13 protein-coding genes and 1 riboswitch are annotated in these 15017 nt (G+C 63.7%); of the genes, 2 read left to right on the top strand and 11 right to left on the bottom strand.

Annotated features, from left to right (window positions below; genetic code table 11):
• Positions 1-196: 196 nt before the first annotated feature.
• Positions 197-2206 (bottom strand): SDR family oxidoreductase, encoded by a 2010-nt coding sequence (locus ACHIRB_RS00065; RefSeq protein ID WP_395126428.1) that lies wholly within the window; start codon positions 2204-2206, stop codon positions 197-199.
• 171 nt (positions 2207-2377) lie between these two features.
• Positions 2378-3394 (bottom strand): PHP domain-containing protein, encoded by a 1017-nt coding sequence (locus ACHIRB_RS00060; RefSeq protein WP_395118090.1) that lies wholly within the window; start codon positions 3392-3394, stop codon positions 2378-2380.
• A gap of 72 nt (positions 3395-3466) precedes the next feature.
• On the opposite strand from ACHIRB_RS00060, the gene ACHIRB_RS00055 reads away from it, so the two are divergent.
• On the top strand, positions 3467-5536 hold the full coding sequence (locus ACHIRB_RS00055) for an NAD(+) synthase (RefSeq protein WP_395126430.1): 2070 nt from the start codon (positions 3467-3469) through the stop codon (positions 5534-5536).
• On the opposite strand, the gene ACHIRB_RS00050 is transcribed toward ACHIRB_RS00055, so the two are convergent.
• The 9 genes from ACHIRB_RS00050 to ACHIRB_RS00010 form a co-directional block, all read right to left on the bottom strand.
• Positions 5530-6111: a dihydrofolate reductase family protein gene (locus ACHIRB_RS00050; RefSeq protein ID WP_395118086.1), complete on the bottom strand. Its 582-nt coding sequence runs from the start codon at positions 6109-6111 to the stop codon at positions 5530-5532. The two genes, ACHIRB_RS00055 and ACHIRB_RS00050, sit on opposite strands and share 7 nt — an antisense overlap.
• Before the next feature lie 89 nt (positions 6112-6200).
• Complete coding sequence (mutM, locus tag ACHIRB_RS00045) at positions 6201-7058, bottom strand: bifunctional DNA-formamidopyrimidine glycosylase/DNA-(apurinic or apyrimidinic site) lyase (protein ID WP_395118084.1); 858 nt, start codon at positions 7056-7058, stop codon at positions 6201-6203.
• Positions 7059-7070: 12 nt separating this feature from the next.
• On the bottom strand, positions 7071-7751 hold the full coding sequence (gene rnc, locus ACHIRB_RS00040; RefSeq protein WP_307829877.1) for a ribonuclease III: 681 nt from the start codon (positions 7749-7751) through the stop codon (positions 7071-7073).
• Between the two features lie 124 nt (positions 7752-7875).
• Entirely contained in the window at positions 7876-8058 is a 183-nt protein-coding gene (gene rpmF, locus ACHIRB_RS00035; RefSeq protein WP_199682012.1) for a 50S ribosomal protein L32, read from the bottom strand.
• 2 nt (positions 8059-8060) lie between these two features.
• A complete protein-coding gene (locus ACHIRB_RS00030) occupies positions 8061-8675 on the bottom strand; it encodes a YceD family protein (protein WP_395126432.1) in 615 nt (204 codons plus the stop codon).
• 130 nt (positions 8676-8805) lie between these two features.
• The gene (locus tag ACHIRB_RS00025) at positions 8806-9585 is read right to left on the bottom strand and encodes a DivIVA domain-containing protein (RefSeq protein ID WP_395127582.1); all 780 of its coding nucleotides are present in this window, start codon (positions 9583-9585) and stop codon (positions 8806-8808) included.
• 210 nt (positions 9586-9795) lie between these two features.
• Positions 9796-10284, bottom strand: coding sequence for a pantetheine-phosphate adenylyltransferase (gene coaD / locus ACHIRB_RS00020; RefSeq protein ID WP_395118079.1), 489 nt, complete (start codon positions 10282-10284; stop codon positions 9796-9798).
• 4 nt (positions 10285-10288) lie between these two features.
• On the bottom strand, positions 10289-10879 hold the full coding sequence (gene rsmD, locus ACHIRB_RS00015) for a 16S rRNA (guanine(966)-N(2))-methyltransferase RsmD (RefSeq protein ID WP_395118077.1): 591 nt from the start codon (positions 10877-10879) through the stop codon (positions 10289-10291).
• 34 nt (positions 10880-10913) lie between these two features.
• Positions 10914-14321 carry a pyruvate carboxylase gene (locus ACHIRB_RS00010; RefSeq protein ID WP_395126435.1) on the bottom strand — a complete coding sequence of 1136 codons (3408 nt, stop codon included), beginning with the start codon at positions 14319-14321 and terminating at the stop codon, positions 10914-10916.
• Between the two features lie 168 nt (positions 14322-14489).
• A riboswitch (cobalamin riboswitch) is annotated at positions 14490-14704 on the top strand.
• A 126-nt stretch (positions 14705-14830) separates the two neighbouring features.
• Here ACHIRB_RS00010 and ACHIRB_RS00005 point away from each other — a divergent pair.
• Positions 14831-15017 (top strand): hypothetical protein (locus ACHIRB_RS00005; protein ID WP_395127581.1); only part of this gene is annotated, 187 nt, incomplete at its 3' end.

Here is a 15017-nt window from a genome sequence, read left to right as displayed (position 1 = left end):
GCCGTCGTCTACGAAATCCACCTGACCAGCATAGGTCCACTTAAGCAGATAAGCAGTAAGCATGTGCTAATCGTAGCGGCACCCACCGACACACTTTCGACGCAAAGTACCTGCACAACACCACAATTTCACCTACTACTCGTGAGTCTTTTCGGAGGGCCGAACCACCGAAAAGACTAACGAGGCGCGGAGCGCCCTACCAGTACAGACCCGGCACCCTGCGGGTGAAACCGACTCCCGGTGTGGGTAAGGCCATCAGCGGCGCCAGCAGCGTCTGCGTCACGGACTTCGCCTCGGTCCGGGTTTGCTCCTTCACCACGGGAGCCTTGTCCCCGCTGCCCTTCGCGGCCGACGACTCGGGAAATGCCTTGTACACCTGATGCAGGACGAATCGCTTGAGGTCCGGCGCCAACAAGCCGACGTAATCGGCGACGGTCCCGACGGGGGTGTCGATCCGGTCCGGACGATCGACGAGGGCACGCACGACTCGCTCGGCGGCACTCTCCGGACTGTCGACCGGCAACGACGAGTACGCGGCGGTGGGCGCGATCATCGGTGTGCGAACGAGCGGCATCCGAATGGAGGTGAAAGTAATTCCCGCATCGAGGTTTTCGGCCGCGGCGATCGTGGCGAATGCGTCGAGCGCCGACTTGCTCGCGACGTAGGCGGAGAACAGTGGCGCCTTGGTTTGCACGCCTATCGACGAGATGTTCACGACGTGGCCGAAGCCGCGTTCGCGCATCGATGGCAACAGCGCAAGGACAAGGCGCACGGCCCCGAAGTAGTTCACAGCCATCGTTCGCTCGAAGTCGTGCATCCGCTCGGTCGAACTGATCACAGACCGTCGAATGGACCGGCCTGCATTGTTCACCAGGTAGTCGACCCGACCGTGATCGTTCAGCACGTTCTTGACCAGCATCGCGACGGCTTCGGGATCGGTGATGTCGCAGACGTAGCCGTGCGAGTCGCCACCGTCGGCGCGAATCGCAGCCACCGCGGCGTCCAGATCCTCGGCACCTCGGGCAACCATCAGCACCGTTGCACCACGCCGAGCGAGCGCATGCGACGAGGCAAGTCCGATGCCCGACGACGCACCTGTCATCAGCACGACGCGGCCGCGGAAGCCGTCGGGGCCGGAGACCCGTCGCAGACGAGCCGGGTCGAGGTCGTCAGCCCAGTAGCGCCAGATCTTGCCGGCGTAGGTCGACAGTTCGGGGACGGTGATGCTGCGATCGAAGCGCAGCGCCGATCTAGTGAACGTGGATCCTAGCCTCGCGTCGACGAGCACACGATCTATTGCGGCACTTGGTATTCCGAACCGAGCCATCGTGAAGTCGCGGATTGCTCGCACTCCGGGAACGGCACCCATCCGGGCCAGCGGCGCTCGCACCCCTGGCACGGGTACGACTGCGCTGGGAGCTCCGGCAGCGGTCGCGAAAGCGGCGTAAACCTCATGGAGCGGTTGGGGTTTCGGGTTGACGAGGTGGAACGTCTGCTTGCTTCGGCCGTCTGCGGACACGAGCGCCGCGACGGCTCGGGCGACATAGTCGACAGGGACGATGTTCGTCGACCCGATGTTCGGCAGGGCGATCGGCATCGGAGACGGCAGTTGCGCCAATCGGGACAGTGCAGTGAAAAACGAGTACGGACCGTCGACCTTGTCGATCTCGCCGCTCTCGGAATCGCCGATGACGATCCCGGGTCGGTAGATCCGCCAGGCAAGGCCGGGACTCGTCCGAATCTGTTGTTCAGCGGCAAAGAACGCACGGTGGGTTCGTGTCGGAAAGCTTTGTCCCAGATCGAGATCGGCTTCGTCGAAGGACCCGCGGTGATCGCCTGCGACAGCAACCGAGGACACGTGATGCAACATCGCGCCGCAGCGCTGTGCAAGTGCGATCACGGCCGCAGTGTCTGCCGCGTGGGCATCGGTGTTGCCTCGTCCGGCTCGGTGTGCGGGACCGATGTGGACGATGTTTCGCACCTTGGGCGGATCGATGTCCATACCGAAATCCGCGGCGGTCAGGTCGCCCGTCAGCGCGAGAATGCGTTCGGCCTCAGGCCATTCCGCTGTCGAACTGGCGAGTTCGGCACGCTCGCGCGGGTTGACGAGCACATGGACGACGGCATCGGAGTCGGCCTGAAGCAATGCGCGCAGAACGCGGCGACCGAGAAATCCGGAGGCGCCGACGACAATATGGTTCTTCACTCGATTCTCCTGTGCCCTTTGGTCTTTCGGAATATTCGATAGACCTTGACTACGTGAGAACCTCGACGTCGCTCACTCCTGCGATACGAGCCAACGTAGGTGCCCGCGCGGCTGGCAGCAAGTGAAGGTGGGAATTTTCACACCGAGGCGAGACGTCTACGACCAGATCGGTCAGCCCGGCTGCCTTGTCCAATCGAGTAGCTCGTCGACTTCCCACGTGTTGATCACACGGTCCGCAGGCACGTCGCACGCCTCCGCGCGCTCGCAACCATATCCCTGCCAGTCCAGCTGACCTGGCGCGTGCGCGTCGGTATCGATCGAGAAGTGGCAGCCCGTTTCGAGAGCCATCTCGATGAGTCGTCGTGGTGGGTCGCGGCGCTCGGGCCTGCTGTTGATCTCGACGGCCGTTCCGAAACGTCGGCACGCCTCGAAGACCACCTCGGCGTTGAACTTCGACTCCGGACGAGTTCCACGTCCACCTTCGACGAGACGACCCGTGCAATGGCCGAGCACGTCGACGTTCGGATTGGCGATCGCGTAGACCATTCGACGTGTCATGGTGTCGGAATCCGCGCGCAGGTTCGAGTGCACGCTCGCAACGACGATGTCGAGTTCGGCCAACAGATCAGCGTCCTGATCCAGGCCACCGTCGTCGAGGATGTCGACCTCGATACCGGTGAGGATGCGGAACGGGGCAAGCTCGGCATTCAGCTCGGCGATGATGTCCAATTGACTTCGCAACCGCTCGGCGGACAACCCGTTCGCGACGGTCAGGCGCGGCGAATGGTCGGTCAGCGCACAGTATTCGTGACCGAGAGTTGCTGCGCGGCGCATCATTTCATCGATCGGGCTGCCACCGTCCGACCAATCCGAGTGCGTGTGCAGGTCGCCGCGCAGCGCGGCGAGCAGTTCTCGCCCGCCGGTGCCGATCTCGGCAGCCTGACTTTTCAATTCCGTGAGATACACCGGTTCGCCACCTGCCGCGGCCTCGCTGATGACCTTTGCGGTCTTCGGTCCGATCCCAGGCAGGTTGGTCCACGTGTTCGCTTTCGCGTGCAGGACACGCTGCGCATCGGTGAGGTCGGAGACGATGTCGGCGGCTCGACGGTAGGCCTTGACTCGATGCGTCTCGGCTCGCGATCGCTCGAGCCAGAACGCGACCTCCCGCAGCGCTTCGATCGGATCCATGAACCCATCCTGGCGGATCGACCGACATCACGTTGCCCGGGGTCGGGCTGACGCCGGTGTTACCGTTCGGGCGTGACGTCGGAAACCACCACATTCGATTCGCCGTACTCGCATGGGTTCGCAACTGTCGCGGTCGCTGTGCCGTCCGTTCGAGTAGCCGATCCACGGTTCAGTGCCGACCAGACCAACGCGCTCGTGCGCCGCGCGGCTGCCGGTGGCGCGGCCTTCGTCGCGTTTCCCGAACTCGGACTTTCCGCGTACAGCATCGACGACCTGGTCCAGCAGGACGCATTGCTCGACGCGAGCCTCGATGCGCTCGAATCGGTTCGGTCGGCGACCCGCGGATTGTCGATCGTGGTAGCGGTCGGGGCACCACTTGCTTTCGGCGCGAGCCTGTTCAACTGTGCGGTCGTGCTGCAGGACGGCCGGATACTGGGCGTCGTTCCGAAGTCGTATCTCCCCAACTACCGAGAGTTCTACGAGCAGCGGTACTTTGCCGCAGCGCGCGACATCGTGACCGACACCGTACGGCTTCTCGGTAGCGACGTTCCTTTCGGCACCGACCTGTTGTTCGAGGCACGTGGCATTGCCGGCTTCACACTGCATGTCGAAGTGTGCGAAGACCTTTGGGTGCCGATTCCGCCGAGCACCTGGGCGGCACTCGGTGGCGCAACCGTCCTCGCGAACCTGTCCGCAAGCAATATCACCACTGGCAAGGCCGACTACCGACGTGCGTTGTGCACGGCGCATTCCGCTCGCTGCATCGCCGCCCACCTGTATGTGAGTGCGGGATTCGGTGAGTCCACGACCGACCTGGCGTGGGACGGCGACGCACTCGTCACCGAGAACGGCACACTGCTTGCCCGCTCCGAACGGTTCGCGACCGACGAGCAACTCGTTTTCGCCGACATCGACCTCGATCGACTTCGTCAAGAACGTATGCGCACGACCAGTTTTCAGGATCAGGTCGGCGACTTCTCCGATCGCGCACGGGCGTTGCGGCGCATACCTTTCGATGTCCCCGCCGAAAATACGCACCCGGACGAGTCCGTCGAACTCCGCCGCGCGGTCCCCCGCTTTCCCTACGTGCCAAGTGATTCCGCCGATCGCGACGCATTGTGCCGCGAGGTGGAGAGCATCCAGGTGCAGGGCCTGACCAAGCGGCTGCGCAGTTCCGGCATCGATCGCATCGTCATCGGAGTGTCGGGAGGCCTCGACTCGACGCTCGCGTTGCTCGTGGCCGTCGAGACGATGGACCGACTCGCTCTGCCACGCACCAACGTCCTCGGCTACACGATGCCCGGTTTCGCAACGGGGTCGGCATCGCTCGGACGCGCGCACGACCTCATGCGAGCTCTCGGCGTAGCAGCGGCCGAGATCGACATCAGACCGTCGTGCCTACAGATGCTGAAGGATCTCGACCACCCGTACGCCCGCGGCGAGCAGGTGTACGACGTGACCTTCGAAAATGTCCAGGCCGGCGAGCGTACGTCGCACCTGTTTCGCCTCGCGAACCAACAGAGCGCGATCGTGCTCGGAACCGGTGATCTCAGTGAACTCGCTCTCGGGTGGTGCACCTACGGCGTCGGCGATCAGATGTCGCACTACAACGTCAACGGCTCGGTTCCCAAAACGCTGATCCGACATCTCGTGCGCTGGATGATCAAGTCGGACAGGTACTCCGACGAGACGTCGGTTGTGCTCGGCGCCATCCTCGACGACGTCATCTCACCGGAACTCGTTCCCGCAGGCGCCGACGGTCAGGCGCAGGACACCGAAGCCGCGATCGGTCCGTACGAACTGCACGACTTCTTTCTCTACTACCTCACCCGGTTCGGATATCGGCCGAGCAAGATCGCCTACCTCGCGCACGTTGCATGGCGCGACCGCACCCGCGGCGACTGGTCCGATCTGATTCCGCCCGACGGTCGGCACGAATACGACCTCGCGACGATCGAAGGATGGTTGACGGTCTTCCTTGATCGCTTCATGCGCAATCAGTTCAAACGCTCCGCGATGCCGAACGGCCCGAAAGTCGGTTCCGGCGGCTCGCTTTCGCCCCGGGGTGATTGGCGCGCGCCGAGTGACGCGTCGTCGGCGGCGTGGCTCGACGAGTTGCGCCGCGGCGTTCGCGGTCAATAGTGCTTGCTGTACTTCACAAATGCGACGCCGTCGTTGAATACACGACTGGACGTCACACGAAAGGTGAGGGGTTCGACCGAGCGACCGCCGGTACCGAACAGCGGCCGACCAGCACCGAGCACGATCGGATAGAGCTTGAGATAGATCTGGTCGATCTCGGGCAGTAGGTGGTGCGCAAGTTCGCCACCACCGCACAACCAGATTCCGAGACCCATCTCCTTCTTCAGGGCACGCACCGTCTCCAACGCGTCCGTCTTCACCAATTCGATTGCGGGATCCGGACTCTCGGTCAACGTCGTCGACACGACGTACTGCCGTAGATGTGCGTACGGACTGGAGGTGCCGGTCTTGACCCCGAAGTCGTGAGTCTTGCGCCCCATCAGAACGGTGTCGAAGGTGTCGTTCGTCGCGTCGATACCGAGGGCTTCGCGCACTCGTGCCGGCAGCGTCTCCGGATACTGCGCAGTGATCGCCGGACCGTGATCACCTCCGACCGGAAAGAAGTCGACGGTACCGTCCGCGGCGGCGATGAATCCGTCGATCGTCGAGGCAACGTAGTACGTGAGCTTTCGCACCGACCCTCCTTAACGAACACTCCCAGTTCGAAGCTTCCTATGCACCGTAGCCTGCGCGGGGAGCCGTCGGAGAAGATATTTCGCGACTTCTACAGTCGTGGGCGCGGCTGACATTTCGGGCACGAGAAGGACGAGCGATTCATGAACTTCTCGCGGCGAATGGGTGCGCCGCAGCGACGGCACGGCCGGTCCTCACGACCGTAGGCGGCCAAGGAGCGTTCGAAGTACCCGGATTGGCCGTTGACGTTCACATAGAGCGAATCGAACGACGTGCCGCCCTTCGTAAGTGCCTCTCCCATCACCGATCCGACGTGGTTCAGCAGGCTTCGCAATTGCGGGCGGGTCAATTTGTCGGTGAGCCGATTGCCGTGAATCTTGGCGCGCCACAATGCTTCGTCGGCATAGATGTTCCCGACGCCCGACACGACGGTCTGGTCGAGCAGCGCACGTTTGATCTCGGTGTGCTTGCCGCGAAGGATGCTGACGACATTCTCTGCGTCGAAGAAGGAGTCGAGTGGATCACGCGCGATATGCGCGACCGGTTCCGGTACGACGGTGCCGTCGACTTCCAGCAGCGGCGCGAGTGCCCAACCTCCGAAGGTTCGCTGGTCGACGAAACGCAACTCGCGACCGGTATCGAGGACCGCGATGATGCGGGCATGCTTCTCGACCGGGGCGTCGGGCGGCTGCACCAACATCTGGCCACTCATACCGAGGTGCACGACGAGGGCGTCGCCGGAATCTTCCAAGGTCAGCCAGAGAAACTTGCCGCGCCGATCGGCACTGACGATCTGCTGCCCGGTGAGGCGTCCGACCAGGTCGTTCTCGCCCGTGAAATGGCGGCGAATCGCGCGCGGGTGCAGGACTTCGACTGCTTCGATGGACGCACCGACAACATGTGCCGCGAGCCCTCGACGAACGACCTCGACCTCGGGAAGTTCCGGCACGGTTGCGCTTGGCTACTTCTCGTCGGGCGACAGTGCCGCCCACGCTGAGCTAGCGGCCTTCTGCTCGGCTTCCTTCTTCGATCGACCGATGCCGGTGCCGAGAGCGTTCCCGCCGACGATGACCGTGGCGGTGAATTCTTTGTCGTGATCAGGGCCGGTCGAGGTGATTTCGTACGACGGTGGACCCTGGCCCTGTTCGGCCGTCAACTCTTGCAGGCTGGTCTTCCAGTCGAGACCCGCACCGATCCGAGGAGCGCGCTCGAGCAGACCGCGGAACAGGTCGAGGACGACGTCGCGTGCGGTATCGATGCCGTGTTCGAGGTGGACCGCACCGAGCAGCGACTCCATGCCGTCGGCGAGGATGCTCGGCTTGTCGCGTCCACCCGTCAGCTCTTCGCCTTTGCCGAGCAGCAGATGGCGACCGAGACCGCCCTCACCGAGCCCGCGAGCAACTTCGGCGAGTGCGTGCATGTTGACGATGCTCGCACGCAGCTTTGCGAGCTCACCTTCGGACTTCTCGGGGTGTGCGAGGTAGAGCTTCTCGGTGACGCTGAGACCCAGAACGGAATCGCCGAGAAACTCGAGGCGCTCGTTGGTAGGCAACCCGCCGTTTTCGTAAGCATAGGACCGATGGGTCAATGCCAAAGTCAACAGTTCGGGCTCGAGCGACACACCAAGCGCCGCGATGAGCACATCGTGCTCGTTCGCTCTGGCCTTGGTGGTATCTGCTGCGGAGCCGTCACCGTTGGAAGTGCCGACAGAGCCGGCTGGGCCTACAGGACTCTTGTCGCTCGTCACCAGTATCTCGTGTCGAGGACTAGACAGCCGCAGTGACCTGACGGCCCTTGTACGTGCCGCAATTCGGGCACGCGGTGTGGGGCAGCGTCTTCTCGCCACAGCCACGGTTCGGGCATGTGATGAGGGTAGGCACAGTGGTCTTCCACTGGCTGCGGCGCGACCTGGTGTTGGAACGCGACATCCGGCGCTTGGGAACGGCCACGACTAAATCTCCTCGGCTTCTTGTTTCACAGTCTGATTGCTGGCGGATCCTGCGCCTTGTACTTGCTTGGCAGCGAGCCCAGCCCAGCGAGGATCCAGTATCTCATGCCCGTGGTCGGATCCGGCAATCGCCAGGCGAACACCACATTCGGAGCACAGTCCCTGACAATCGGGACTGCACAACGGCTGCAGCGGCAACGCCAAACCGACCGCATCGATCACAACGGGCTCCAGGTCGACATGATCGTCGACGACCCGGTAGATCTCGTCTTCTTCTGTCGTCCGCTCTGTCGTGCTGTCCGGATATGCGAACAGCTCGGTCAGGTGGAGTTGAATCTCGTCGTCGAACGGCTCGAGGCAACGCGAGCACTCCCCGACCAGATCTGCACCGAGTGTGCCGGTGATCAGCACACCCTCCGAGACGGCCTCGAGGCGCAGATTCAGATCGACCTCTGCACCCTCCTCGATCGCAATGAGATCGAGGCCGATCCGCACCGGGGTGACAACCGTGCGCGTCACCTCACGCATGGACCCTGCTCGGCGTCCAAGTGTCCGGGTATCCAGCACAAAGTCGGCGTCGGTCAAACGACGACGCTGACTACCGGTACGAGCGGACATGCAAGGACTCCGTATGCGATGAGATCTGCGATGAGAGCGGGATCAGGGCTTGGGCAACCACCCCAGGGTACGGGAGGGCGCGCACGACTCCAAACCGCTGGTGCTGAGGCCCCCTAGGTAAGCGCCTAGCTCAGCGCCGCTCGCCCCGCCTGCTCTGTGCGTACTCGGGCACGTAATCGGAGGCGTAGTCGGGCACGCCCGCGCCGGTGCGAAGCTGCTGACGACCTCTACCAACGGAACGGATCGTGCCATTGAGGAGTTCCTCGAACTCCGCGAGCTTGGTGTCGACGTACAGATCGCACTCCGCGCGCAGTCGATCCGATTCCGCGTGGGCGGCGTCGATGACCCGTGCCGACTCGGCGTGCGCTGCCTGTGCGACCTCCGAGGCTGCGATCAAGCGTTCCTGCTCCGCGCGACCGTCGGCGACCGACAGCTCGTAGGACGCCTTGCCCGCTTCGATCATGCGATCCGCCTCGCCACGAGCCCGGCCCGTGACGCTTTCGTATTCGCGCTTGCCGTTGGCAATGGTCTGGTCGGCCTGCGCGTGCGCATCCGCGACCAACTGATCGGCGTGCGAGCTTGCTTCGGCGACCATCCGATCTGCCTGTGCTTTCGCATCGGCAAGGATGCGGTCGGCGTTGTCACGCGCCGAATCGATGGTGTTGACGGCTTCGGTGTTCGCGCTCGTCACCGTGTGATCGGCGGCAGCACGCGCATCCCCGACCAACTTGTCACGGTGGTCGAGCACGTCCTGTGCGTCGTCCAATTCTCCCGGCAATGCCTCACGAACGTCGTCGAGCAGATCCAGCACGTCGCCGCGTAGAACTACACAGCTGCGGGTCGGAGGGATCCCGCGCGCTTCTTCGACGATCGCGACCAACTCGTCGAGCGCCTCGAATACCCGGTACACAACAAACCCCAATCTCCAAGCGTCAGCCCGATAGGTCCTACATGGAAACAACTGCGGTCGGAGTGACATCGCAGCGCGAGAAATACCGCCACGAGACCACTACTCGTCCCAGTGTGCCCGTCGAGGCACCTGCCCGGCCGTTGCCGACTCGGTGTGTCGGGCTATCTGCTGGCCTCGATTTCCGCGAGTCTGCTTCGGTTCGGCTCCGGTTCAGCTGGTGGCGCGCTCGGCCAGCCGCGCCAAAAGACGCTTGTGTACCTCGGCAGGAAGCATGTCGGAGACATCGCCGCCGAAGGTCGCGACCTCTTTGACCAGCGAACTCGACAGATAGCTGAAGGTGGGATTGGTGGCGATGAACAGGGTGTCCACCCCGGTCAATTTCTGGTTCATCTGTGCCATTTGAATCTCGTAGTCGAAATCGTTCGCGCCGCGCAGGCCCTTGATGATTGCCTTGACACCTTGCTCACGTGCGAAATCGACGAGCAGGCCGTGCCACGATTCGACCCGAACCCCGCTCAGATGTGCCGTCGACTCGCGAAGCATCTCGATCCGCTCGTCGATCGTGAACAAACCCTGCTTGGATTTGTTGATCAACACGGTCACGATCACTTCGTCGAATTGCGCAGCGGCCCTGGCGATAACGTCGAGATGGCCATTGGTCACCGGGTCGAACGAGCCGGGGCACACCGCACCTGTCATGGATTCAGACGGTAGCAGGATCGGCAGCCGCTGGTTCTGGCTGCTCGAAAGTCGCAAGCTCGATCTTGGTTTCGCCGTACTTGCGCACCCTGACGACGTCGAAACCCGGCGGCCACGTCGTATCGGGTGACCGAGACGAGCGTTCGACGACGACGAGTGCGCCGTCCGCCAACCAGCCGCCGTCGCGAAGAGCCCGAAGGTCGGCAGTGACGGCGTCGTCGGCGACGGCATACGGCGGATCGGACAGCACCAGGTCGTAGGTACGTCCTGGCGAACCCGCGAGAACAGCTGCGACGGACGCGTGCTTGACCACCGCACCCGCCAGGCCGACCTCCGCGATGTTCCGCTTCACGACAGCGACCGCACGCGCATCGGATTCGACGAGCAACACGTGTTCGGCTCCACGCGAGAGTGCCTCCAGACCGAGCGCACCCGACCCCGCATAAAGGTCGAGCGCATTGATCCCGTCGAAATCGAGGCGGGTGAACAACGCACTGAAGACCGCTTCACGCACTCGATCCGAGGTCGGCCTCGTACCCGCAGGAGGCACCTGCAGCCGCCTGCCACCCGCGCTGCCCGCGACGATGCGCGTCACGTCGGTATGTACTCGATTGTCGTTCTCGCCGTGGCTATTCGGCGCTCGACTCCTCGCCGACCGAAATCTCCGCGAGTAGATCGCCACCCTCGACCTGCTGCACCGACCCGATCGCCACCCGGCTGACCACGCCGCTGCGCGGCGCCGTGATCGCCGCCTCCATCTTCATAGCCTCGATGGTCGCGATCGTGTCGCCGGCCGTGATCTTGTCGCCCACCTTGATCGCCAACGTCACGACACCGCCGAACGGTGCCGGGATGTGAGCCGGGTTCGACTTGTCGGCCTTCTCCGCGGCAGGAACCTCGGCCGCGATCGAGCGATCACGCACCGACACCGGACGCAGCTGACCGTTGATGATGCACATCACCGTGCGCATGCCACGTTCGTCCGGCTCCGAGATCGCTTCCAAGCCGATCAGCAGCACGACGCCTGGCTCCAACGTGACGCGATGTTCCTCGCCACTGCGCAGACCGTAGAAGAACTGGTTGGCCGACAGTCCCGAGGTGTCGCCGTACTTTTCGCGGTGGGCGAGGAATTCCTTCGTGGGACCGGGGAACAGCAGCCGATTGAGAGTTCCCTGCCGTTCGGCCGACGTGCCGTCCAGTCCGGCCTCGTCCTCTGCGGTCAACGGCGTCACCGGCTTTGCCTCGCTGCGACCTTCGAGCGCCTTCGTGCGGAACGGCTCCGGCCACCCACCCGCAGGGGTACCGAGTTCGCCACGCAGGAAACCGATCACCGAATCCGGGATATCGAACTTGTTCGGAGCCGCCGCGAATTCGTCGACGCTGACACCGCTACCGACGAGCGAGAGCGCAAGGTCACCGACCACCTTCGACGACGGCGTCACCTTGATCAACCGACCGAGCAAACGGTCTGCCGCCGCGTATTTCGCCTCGACCTCTTCGAACTTGTCACCCAAGCCGAGTGCGATCGCCTGCTGCCGCAGGTTCGACAACTGACCGCCAGGAATCTCGTGGGTGTACACGCGACCGGTCGGAGCAGGCAGACCCGACTCGAACGGCTTGTAGACCTTGCGCAGCGCTTCCCAGTACGGCTCCAGATCGCAGACCGCTTGCAGGTCCAGGCCACTGTCGCGGTCGGTGTGCGCCGACGCTGCCACGATCGCCGACAGCGCGGGCTGGCTTGTGGTTCCGGCCATCGCCGCGCTCGCGCCGTCGACCGCGTCCGCACCGGCCTGCCACGCGGCGAGGTAGGTCGCGAGCTGGCCACCCGGGGTGTCGTGGGTGTGGATGTGGACCGGTAGATCGAAGTTCTCCCGCAGTGCTGTCACCAGTGTTGCGGCCGCGGGTGCGCGTAGTAGTCCGGCCATGTCCTTGACCGCGAGCACGTGTGCGCCTGCCTCGACGATCTGCTCGGCGAGGCGCAGGTAGTAGTCGAGGGTGTAGAGCGTCTCGTTCGGATTCGCGAGGTCGCCGGTGTAGCTCATCGCGACTTCGGCTACGGCAGTGCCTGTTTCACGGACCGCGTCGATGGCAGGGCGCATCTGATCGACGTTGTTGAGTGCGTCGAAGATCCGGAAGATGTCGATGCCCGTCGCTGTCGCTTCGGAGACGAAGGCACGTGTCACCGCCTCCGGATACGGCGTGTAGCCGACGGTGTTGCGACCACGCAGCAGCATCTGCAAGCAGATGTTCGGGATCGCCTTACGCAGAGCGGCGAGGCGCTCCCACGGGTTTTCGTGCAGGAACCGCAATCCGACGTCGTAGGTCGCACCGCCCCACGCTTCGATCGACAGCAATTCCGGAGTCAACCGAGCGACATGGCCCGCTACGCCGAGCAGACCGGTCGTCCGTACCCGGGTCGCCAGCAACGACTGATGCGCGTCACGGAACGTCGTGTCGGTGATGCCGAGTGCTTTCTGCTCCCGCAGAGCCTTCGCGAAACCCTCCGGCCCGAGCGCGAGCAACCGTTGGCGCGAGCCGTCCGGCGGCGCAATCGACAGGTCGATATCGGGCAGCTTGTCCAACGGGTAGACCGTCGACGGACGTTCGCCGTGCGGCTTGTTCACCGTGACGTCGGCGAGGTAGTTCAAGATTTTGGTGCCACGGTCGGCAGAACTGCGCAGCGTCAACAGCTGCGGACGTTCCTCGATGAACGAGGTCGTCACGTTGCCTGCTCGGAAATCGGGATCCTCGAGCACGGCCTGCAGGAACGGAATGTTCGTCGCGACACCACGGATCCGGAACTCGGTCACCGCTCGGCGCGCACGCGCGACCGCGGTCTCGAAATCGCGTCCGCGACACGTGAGCTTGACCAGCATCGAATCGAAGTAGGCGCCGACCTCCGCGCCGAGCGATGACCCACCATCCAGGCGTACCCCGGCACCGCCCGGACTGCGGTAGGCGGTGATGCGGCCGGTGTCGGGTCGAAAGCCGTTGGCCGGATCCTCGGTGGTGATGCGGCACTGCAAGGCCGCGCCGCGCAACACGATCTTGTCCTGGCTCAGTCCGAGATCGTCGAGGCTCTCCCCCGCCGCGATCCGCAACTGCGACGACACGAGGTCGACGTCGGTGACCTCTTCGGTCACCGTGTGCTCGACCTGAATACGAGGGTTCATCTCGATGAAGACGTGGTTGCCACGTTTGTCGAGGAGGAACTCGACCGTGCCTGCACAGGTGTAACCGATCTCCTTCGCGAAGGCGACTGCGTCGGAGCAGATCTTGTCGCGCAGTTCCTCGGGCAGGTTCGGCGCAGGCGCGAGTTCGATGACCTTCTGGTGCCGACGCTGCACCGAGCAGTCACGCTCGTAGAGATGGATGACGTTGCCCTGCTGATCGGCGAGGATCTGGACCTCGATGTGGCGAGGGTCGATGACCGCTTGCTCGAGGAAGACCGTCGCATCGCCGAACGCCGACTCCGCCTCGCGTGCGGCGGCTTCGATCGACTCCTTGAGCAACCCCGGTTCCGCGACGCGACGCATGCCGCGTCCGCCACCACCGGCGACCGCTTTGACGAACAGCGGAAACTGCATGGTCTTCGCGGCGTCGAGCAACTCGTCGACATTGGCCGACGGCTCCGACGATGCGAGCACCGGCAGCCCGGCCGCTTTGGCCGCGGCGATCGCACGCGCCTTGTTACCGGCGAGTTCGAGAATCTCCGCTGACGGACCCACGAAGGTGATGCCCTCCGCAGCGCACGCCGACGCGAGGTCCGGGTTCTCCGACAGGAAACCGTAGCCCGGGTAGATGGCATCTGCCCCAGCACTTTTCGCTGCCGAGACGATCTCGTCGATCGAGAGGTACGCCCGGACCGGGTGGCCTTCCTGACCGATCTGATAACTCTCGTCCGCCTTCAGCCGATGGACCGAGTTGCGGTCCTCGTACGGAAAGACGGCGACAGTACCGATGCGTAGTTCGTACGCAGCGCGGAACGCGCGGATAGCAATCTCGCCACGATTGGCAACCAAGACTTTGGAGAACATTGGCTTAACGTACCGGCACGTGCGACCTCTCAACGCCTGTGGCGGCGATATTGCAAAACTTCACAGCGATCTTCGCAACCTGTGAGGTATCTGCAGCGAAGATGCGGCCCCCACCACGGCATATACTCACCTTGCAGCTGGTTCGCCGGTGAGGTCACGAGGAGCCCCGAAGACCCCGTCAGCGTCGAAGCTCGGAGCCACGCAAGTGTCTTCCGAGTGAGAGGGAATCCGGTGAGAATCCGGAACTGTCCCGCAGCGGTAAGCAGGAACGACCACCGTCACACGCACTGGGTGCAACGCCTGGGAAGCGACGGTCACTAGGTTCGGCCGATGTGCGCCGAGTGCCTGCGAGTCCGAAGACCTGCCGACTGTGTTGGGTACGCCGTACCCAGCGGACTCCGCCTCGTGGATTGGGCGAGCATCCTTGCGTGGTGGTTCCCTGCAGTTTGTGCGCTCCGGGCTCCCGCGGGATGCCGCACCGTCGGGCGGTGGCCACTTTCGCCACACCCATGGAGAAACACACCGTGACATTCTCGGCAACAGTCCTCGGCACCCCACGTATAGGGCCGAGGCGTGAACTCAAGAGAGCGATCGAGTCGTACTGGGCGGGCAAGATCGACCAGGTCGAACTCGCGTCCGGGCCTTGCCCCCGCGTGTTGGACACGCTTAATCCCGGACAGAGTCCGGGGGAAGCGA

The organism is Antrihabitans spumae, assembly GCF_043944905.1.
GTDB lineage: Bacteria > Actinomycetota > Actinomycetes > Mycobacteriales > Mycobacteriaceae > Antrihabitans > Antrihabitans spumae.
This window is presented reverse-complemented; position numbering and strand designations above follow the sequence as displayed.